The following is a 6,806-nucleotide window of genomic DNA, read 5'->3' on the forward strand; positions in this document are numbered from 1 at the left end:
TTGACCACCGTGGTTTGCGGTCGTGCCAATGGATTCCAACTGCTCACGCCAGCACCGCCACCGCCTTGATTTGCGCCCACAACGCCTGGCCTGGATGCAGTTGCAACTGGTCTCGCGAGAAGCGGGTGATGCGCGCCAGCAATGGCGTACCTGCCGCGTCGAGCCGCACCAATACATGGGCACTGTTATCGGCAGGGATTTCCTGGGTCACGGTCACCGGCAGTCGATTGAGGATACTGCTGTGTTCCTCAGGCTGTAGGCTGAGGCTGACATCCCGGGCCTGGACTTTAAAGCGCAGGTGCTTGCCCAGGTCCAGCGGCGTATGGGCGACGCGTACCTGCAACTGGCTGTCGGGCAGTTGCAGGGTGAGCAACTGGTAGTGGGCGTCATAGGCGCTGACTGTGCCGTTGATCACCACCCCGGCATCGTCGCCAAGGGCCAGCGGCAGGTCGAGGCGGGCCAAGGTTTCGCCGATGGGGCCGCTGGCCAAGGCCTTGCCGTCGCTGAGCAGGACAATGTGATCGGCCAGCCGCGCCACTTCATCCTGGGCGTGGCTGACGTACAACACCGGAATCTCCAACTGGTCATGCAAGCGTTCCAGGTAGGGCAGGATCTCGCTCTTGCGTTTGCTGTCCAGGGCCGCCAACGGCTCATCCATCAACAGCAGGCGCGGGCTGGTGAGCAGGGCGCGGGCGATGCCGACCCGCTGGCGTTCGCCGCCAGACAAATGTTGGGGATGACGGTCGAGCAGGTGGCCGATGCCCAACAGTTCTGTGGCCTGGGCCATGTCCACTCGTCGTTGTGACCGGGGGATGCGTTTGAGGCCGAACTCCAGGTTGGCCAGCACCGACAAATGCGGGAACAGGCTGGCTTCCTGGAATACATAGCCGAGGGCGCGTTTATGGGGCGGGACAAATAACCCTTTGCGGCTGTCCTGCCACACCTCATCGTTGATCTGGATAAATCCATCTTCGGCCCGTTCCAGCCCGGCAATACAACGCAAACAGGTGGTTTTACCGGAGCCGGAATGCCCGTAAAGCGCGGTCACCCCACGGCCAGGCAACTGCAGATCAAGATCCAGGGCAAAATCGGAATAGCTCAGTTGCAGGCGTACTTCAATCATCGACATCAACTCCAGCCCGCTTTGGTTTTACGGCTGGAGTAGAGCGCCAGCAACACCAGGAAAGAAAACACCACCATCGCCCCGGCGAGCCAATGGGCCTGCATGTACTCCATGGCTTCGACATGATCGTAGATCTGTACTGAGACCACCCGGGTCTTGTCGGGGATATTGCCGCCGATCATCAGCACCACGCCGAACTCGCCGACGGTATGGGCAAAACCGAGAATCGAGGCGGTGATAAAGCCCGGACGGGCCAGGGGCAGGATTACGTTGAAAAAAGTGTCCCAGGGGTTGGCCCGCAAGGTCGCGGCCACTTCCAGCGGACGGGTGCCGATGGCGCTGAAGGCGTTCTGCAACGGCTGCACCACGAAAGGCATCGAGTAGATTACCGAGCCAATCACCAGGCCAGCAAAGCTGAAGGTCAAGGTGCCCAGGCCCAGCCATTGGGTGAACTGGCCGACATAGCCATTGGGGCCCATGGTCAGCAGCAGGTAGAAGCCAATCACCGTCGGCGGCAATACCAGCGGCAGGGCAACCACCGCACCAATGGGGCCGCGCCACCAGGAGCGAGTGCGCGACAGCCACAAAGCAATCGGCGTGCCGATGATCAGCAGAATGGCAGTGGTCAGCGACGCCAGTTTCAGGGTCAGCCAGATTGCGGAAAAGTCGGCACTCGATAGGGGCATTTACAGGTGGTAACCGTAGGATTTGATAACGGCAGCGGCTTTCGGCCCTTTGAGGTAGTCAGCCAGTGCCTTGGCGGCCGGGTTGTCCTTGCCTTTGTTGAGGATCACCGCGTCTTGTTTGATCGGGTCGTGCATGGTTTCTGGAACGATCCAGGCCGAGCCGCTGCTGACTTTGCCGTCTTTATAGATCTGCGACAAGGCAACAAAGCCCACTTCGGCATTGCCGGTGGACACAAACTGATAGGCCTGGGTGATGTTCTGACCTTCGACGAGCTTGTCCTTGACCTTGTCGGTCAGGCCCAGCTTGGCCAGCACCTGGGTCGCGGCGAGACCGTAAGGCGCGGCTTTGGGGTTGGCGATGGACAGGTGCTTGTAGTCATTTTTCTTCAGTACGTCGCCCTTGGCATCGACATAACCTTCCTTGGCCGACCACAGCGCCAAGGTGCCGACGGCGTAAGTGAAGCGCGAACCCTTGACGGTAGCGCCTTCGCTTTCGAGCTTTTGCGGGGTGGTGTCGTCGGCGCTGAGGAACACCTCAAACGGCGCGCCGTTCTTGATTTGGGCGTAGAACTGGCCGGTGGCACCGTAGGCGGCGACCAGTTTGTGGCCGGTGTCTTTTTCGAAATCAGCGGCAATTGCCTGGATTGGCGCGGTGAAGTTGGCGGCCACGGCCACCTGGACTTCATCGGCCTGGGCCGAGCCGAAGGCAAAGAGGGCGATAAACATTGCGAGGGTGGTCGGGGCCAGGCGTGAAGCGCGAATCATCATGAAGCAGCTCCTTTGGGGCCGCCTGTGGCGGCTTGTTATAGGCAGAGGGTTAAATCGCTATGTAGATGAATATATAGCGGTTAGCCATCGGCGGTACAGTGCCACGTTGCCTCAGGCCAGCGTGTTGATGATCTCCCGGTGAGGGTGATGTCAGGTTCTGCCGAGCTTCTCCAGGGTTTGGCGGGCCAGTTCCAGGGTCAGGTCGTAGGTGGAAATGTCTTTACCCAGGCGCAGCGCCTGGCCCGCCCACAGGTTGCTGAAGCCTGCTTCATCCTTGGCCCGTAGCGGCATCAGTGCGCCGCCGGACAGCGGGAAGGCCGGCGCCGTCGGGTTGATTGCCCCCAGTTCGCGCATCACTCGGTTGATGATGCCGCGCGCCGGGCGCCCGGTGAACAGGTTGGTCAGCGCCGTTTCGCTGGCCTGGGCGGTGCGCAAGGCATGGTGGTGCGATGGCGTGACATTGGCCTCGGGTGTGAACAGGTACGCTGTACCCATCTGCACCGCCGACGCACCAAGGGCGAAAGCGGCAGCAATGCCCCGGGCATCACCGATCCCGCCGGCGGCAATCACCGGCACGCTGACGGCATCGACGATCTGCGGCACCAGGGCCATGGTGCCGATCTGGCTGCTGAGGTCTGCGCTAAGGAACATCCCGCGATGACCGCCTGCCTCAAAGCCCATGGCGATGATCGCATCGCAGCCGTGCTGCTCAAGCCAGATGGCTTCTTCCACCGTGGTGGCTGATGACAGTACTTTCGCGCCGGTAGCCTTTACCCGATCCAGCAGGGCTTTTTCCGGCAGGCCAAAGTGAAAACTGACGACTTCTGGGCGGAATCCTTCCACCACTTGGCAGGCGGCATCGTCGAAGGGCGCGCGGTTGGACACGGGTGCCGGTGCCTCAAAATCGGCGCCCAGTTCGCGGTAGTAAGGTTTCAGCAGGTTTTTCCACTCAGCGTCGCGCTCGGCGTTGGGTGTGGGCGGCTTGTGGCAAAAGAAGTTGACGTTCAGCGGCGTTGAGCTGTGTTGGCGAATGGCGGTCAGCGCTTCACGCAGTTGTTCGATGCTCAGCGCTGCGGCAGGCATCGAGCCCAGCGCGCCGGCCTTGTTGGCGGCGATGACCATGGCCAGGCCAGTGGCGCCAGCCATGGGCGCCTGGATGATCGGCAGTTTGATGCCAAGCAGGTCGAGAATTCGGGTGTCTGGCCAGGTGCTCATGGATTGCTTCTCCAGCGTTGAAACACTTAGGAATGGCTACGGGTTGCTTTTAGCAGGGGTAGATAGCGCAAGGCCAGTCTGTATTACTCACTGGACGAGCCCGGCCTTTCGTGCGGGGTTGTTATGGGGCGGGGTCAGTCGTTGGCCTGCCCAAGTACCTCAAGGGCGAGTGATCCGCTTTCTGCCGTGCTTTCCCGCTCCAGCAACTGCCGCTTGCGCTCAACCCCCCAACGATATCCCGACAGGTTGCCATCGCTGCGCACCACGCGATGGCAGGGAATTGCCACCGCCAGGCTGTTGGCGCCACAGGCCTGGGCCACAGCGCGAAAGGAGGCCGGGGCGCCGATACGCTTGGCAATCTCTGCGTAGCTGGCGGTGCTGCCCACAGGGATTTCTCGCAAGGCTTGCCAGACCCGTTCCTGGAAGGCGGTGCCGCGTAAATCCAGGGGCAAGTCCAGGCCCAGCGCTGGCGCTTCGACAAAGCCCACCACTTGGGCAATCAGTTGTTCGAAGTCACGGTCCGCGCCAATGAGATACGCGCGGGGAAATTGATCCTGCAGGTCACGCAACAGCTTGTCCGGATCATCCCCGAGCAGAATTGCGCAAACCCCTCGATTGCTCTGCGCCACCACAATTGCCCCCAGCGAGCATTGGCCAACGGCGAAGCGGATATCGCTGTTAGTGCCGCCGGCCTTGTAGTCGCTGGGTTTCATGCCGAGCAACCGGTCGGCTGATTCGTAGAAGCGACTGTTGGAGTTGAAGCCCGCGTTGTACAACGCATCGGTCACTGACTGACGATCCTTGAGGCCTTCTCGCATTTTGCGTGAGCGATGGGCGCTGGCATATCCCTTGGGGGTCAGGCCGGTGACGGTCTTGAACACGCGGTGAAAGTGGAAGGGGCTCAAGCCAGCGAGGCTGGCCAGGGTTTCCAGGCTTGGGAGGTTCTCGGCCTGCTCGATATGTCGGCAGGCGGTGGCCACTAGTTGGGCGTGGCGCTGGGCAATTTGGGTTTGATCCCCTGAGGCGCGTTTACTTGGGCGATAGCCGGCGGCTTCGGCTTGTTGTGGCGTGTCGAAGAACTCGACGTTTTCCGGGCGCGGCAGGCGCGAGGCACTGCTGGGGCGGCAATAGACACCGGTGGTTTTTACGCCGTAGACAAACGCCAGGTCAGCCTTGGGGTCGCGGGCGACAATCGCGGCCCAGCGCGGGTCTTGTTCAATGGTCATGGGCGACAGCTCGGCAGGAGACAGAGGGCAGGATAGTCGTTGTGATCAACCTAGGCACTCCGGTGCTTGCGGTCAAATTTGAAGCCTTCAACCCGCTGTGCGAAACGTCAGGTTGATGCGTTGGGGGCCCATGACTGCATGCAGGCCTTCGTTGATTGGCATTACCCCGTGAAAGCGCAGGCGATCCACGCCGCCCCAGACCACCACGTCGCCATGGAACAACGAGACTTTTTGCGTCTTGTCACTGCGCTCATGGCCGCCAAACAGAAACACTGCAGGCAAACCCAGAGACACCGAGACCACGGGTGCCGTGTAGCAGCGTTCGTTCTTGTCCTGGTGCAGAGACATCTTGGCCCCCGGCACATAGCGGTTGATCAGGCAGGCGTCCGGCTTAAAACCGTCGAACCCTGCATGCGCCGCTGCCATCACCGCCAGTTCGCGTAATGTTGCTGGCAGCTGCGGCCAGGGTTGCTGGCGAGTAGGGTCGATGGTTGTGTAGCGGTAGCTTGTACGGTCAGTGGTCCAGCCCAGGGCGCCACAACTGCTGAGAGCGGCCGACATGGTAAAGCCGCCTGGAGTGACCATTTGCCGAAACGGTGACTGGGCCAACACGGCCCGGAGCTCAGGCAGCAGGCGCTCGACCCAGGGCAGGGCATAACCCCTGAGGACGTAGGATTGTTCACCTATTTGTTCGCGGCCTGCGGGTTGTTGCAAAGCTTCGTCGGTAAACAGGTCTGCGGTAGGGCCGGGAATCGGCTTACTGCGCATCGTGAAAAATCACTCCCAAGGTATGACGCTCGCCACTGTGCAGAACACTGACCCCATGACGCAAGGTCACCCGATGAAATCCCCGGGCACTGGGCATCGGCCGCTGATTGACGGCGAAGATCCCCGCGTCACCCTTGTTTAGCGGTACCGCTTGGGCGCGGGATTGCATCCGTGGGCGGATGAGGAAGGCATCGGCGAATTCCTGTGGCAGCGGTTGAGTGCTGCCAGTCTAGGAAGTCGCCAAGTGTGTGGCACTCCGATGCTTGCGCTCGAATTACAGGGCCTTGCTGACTTTTATATCGCTGATTACATCGTCGGCAGCGTGAATCTTAGCCAAGGCTTGCTTGGCCTCTTCGACACTGCCGGATGCCAATTGGGCAAATTCAAAGCGCGGTTGGCCGTCGAGCTTGTACTTGATGACGTATTTGGTGGTTTGAGTCACGGTCTTTCCTGTCGGCAATAGTTGCGCAATCAGCTCAGTTTGGAGTTGGTGCGGCGAACAATGCGAATTTTGTGGGACAAGGTCGGCACGCGGGTGACGCTGATGGCCCGACGGTTGACGGTGTCCAGGGTGATGTTCCAGAAGCCGGTGCTTGGTGCGGTGATCTTGGCCGGAAACTTATCGAATGCGCCACCATGGTAAGTATGGCGACCACCGTTCTTGAAGCTGCGAAAATTCGCATCGCTCATCAGACGGATATTACAAATCTGCGAGCATTCGATGACGACAATGTCCCCTTCGTTAAGGTGCTCGCGCTGGTGGATGAATTTCATGAGGTGTCTCCAGAAGGGCTTTTTCTGAAAAATCAGAATGATACGTAGGTTAAGATGGAGTTTATCAGCCCCAGCACGTTTATTATCGGGTCGTCGTCGGCGTCTCCGACAATTTAAAACAGGGCGGTTGCAGGAGCTGAGTGCAACACGGTCATTGAATTGAAGCTGGAGCATCATGCCGCATAGCCATGGCCTTCTGCATCACCTCGCCCATAACTTCGATTGGGCATTTGAAGTCGAAGCGCT

Annotated in this window: 8 protein-coding genes and 1 pseudogene; all 9 read right to left on the reverse strand. The window is 60.2% G+C overall.

What is annotated here, in order from left to right; genetic code table 11:
• Positions 1 to 43: 43 nt before the first annotated feature.
• Positions 44 to 1,129, reverse strand: a complete 1,086-nt coding sequence (gene modC, locus FQ182_RS25770; protein ID WP_178114531.1) for a molybdenum ABC transporter ATP-binding protein — start codon at positions 1,127 to 1,129, stop codon at positions 44 to 46.
• Positions 1,129 to 1,809 (reverse strand): molybdate ABC transporter permease subunit, encoded by a 681-nt coding sequence (modB, locus tag FQ182_RS25775; RefSeq protein ID WP_133102688.1) that lies wholly within the window; start codon positions 1,807 to 1,809, stop codon positions 1,129 to 1,131. Before modB ends, modC begins: the two co-directional genes overlap by 1 nt.
• Positions 1,810 to 2,577 (reverse strand): molybdate ABC transporter substrate-binding protein, encoded by a 768-nt coding sequence (gene modA, locus FQ182_RS25780; RefSeq protein WP_149415311.1) that lies wholly within the window; start codon positions 2,575 to 2,577, stop codon positions 1,810 to 1,812.
• A 150-nt stretch (positions 2,578 to 2,727) separates the two neighbouring features.
• Positions 2,728 to 3,792 carry a nitronate monooxygenase family protein gene (locus FQ182_RS25785; protein ID WP_149415310.1) on the reverse strand — a complete coding sequence of 355 codons (1,065 nt, stop codon included), beginning with the start codon at positions 3,790 to 3,792 and terminating at the stop codon, positions 2,728 to 2,730.
• A gap of 134 nt (positions 3,793 to 3,926) precedes the next feature.
• Complete coding sequence (gene ada, locus FQ182_RS25790) at positions 3,927 to 5,018, reverse strand: bifunctional DNA-binding transcriptional regulator/O6-methylguanine-DNA methyltransferase Ada (RefSeq protein WP_149415309.1); 1,092 nt, start codon at positions 5,016 to 5,018, stop codon at positions 3,927 to 3,929.
• A gap of 87 nt (positions 5,019 to 5,105) precedes the next feature.
• Entirely contained in the window at positions 5,106 to 5,771 is a 666-nt protein-coding gene (gene alkB / locus FQ182_RS25795; RefSeq protein WP_149415313.1) for a DNA oxidative demethylase AlkB, read from the reverse strand.
• Between the two features lie 4 nt (positions 5,772 to 5,775).
• Positions 5,776 to 5,964, reverse strand: a pseudogene (locus tag FQ182_RS25800) (2OG-Fe(II) oxygenase); the annotation flags it as partial.
• 96 nt (positions 5,965 to 6,060) lie between these two features.
• The gene (locus FQ182_RS29930; protein WP_178114532.1) at positions 6,061 to 6,228 is read right to left on the reverse strand and encodes a hypothetical protein; all 168 of its coding nucleotides are present in this window, start codon (positions 6,226 to 6,228) and stop codon (positions 6,061 to 6,063) included.
• 29 nt (positions 6,229 to 6,257) lie between these two features.
• Positions 6,258 to 6,560: a DUF1883 domain-containing protein gene (locus FQ182_RS25805; RefSeq protein WP_133102683.1), complete on the reverse strand. Its 303-nt coding sequence runs from the start codon at positions 6,558 to 6,560 to the stop codon at positions 6,258 to 6,260.
• Positions 6,561 to 6,806 lie beyond the last annotated feature (246 nt).

Origin of the sequence: Pseudomonas sp. ANT_H4 (assembly GCF_008369295.1) — a bacterium.
Classification (GTDB): Bacteria; Pseudomonadota; Gammaproteobacteria; order Pseudomonadales; family Pseudomonadaceae; genus Aquipseudomonas.

Coding starts and splice junctions, on each gene's coding strand:
- FQ182_RS25805 (WP_133102683.1), bottom strand. CDS start 6,560: ATGAAATTCATCCACCAGCGCGAGCACCTTAACGAAGGGGACATTGTC.
- FQ182_RS25785 (WP_149415310.1), bottom strand. CDS start 3,792: ATGAGCACCTGGCCAGACACCCGAATTCTCGACCTGCTTGGCATCAAA.
- modC (WP_178114531.1), bottom strand. CDS start 1,129: ATGTCGATGATTGAAGTACGCCTGCAACTGAGCTATTCCGATTTTGCC.
- modA (WP_149415311.1), bottom strand. CDS start 2,577: ATGATGATTCGCGCTTCACGCCTGGCCCCGACCACCCTCGCAATGTTT.
- modB (WP_133102688.1), bottom strand. CDS start 1,809: ATGCCCCTATCGAGTGCCGACTTTTCCGCAATCTGGCTGACCCTGAAA.
- ada (WP_149415309.1), bottom strand. CDS start 5,018: ATGACCATTGAACAAGACCCGCGCTGGGCCGCGATTGTCGCCCGCGAC.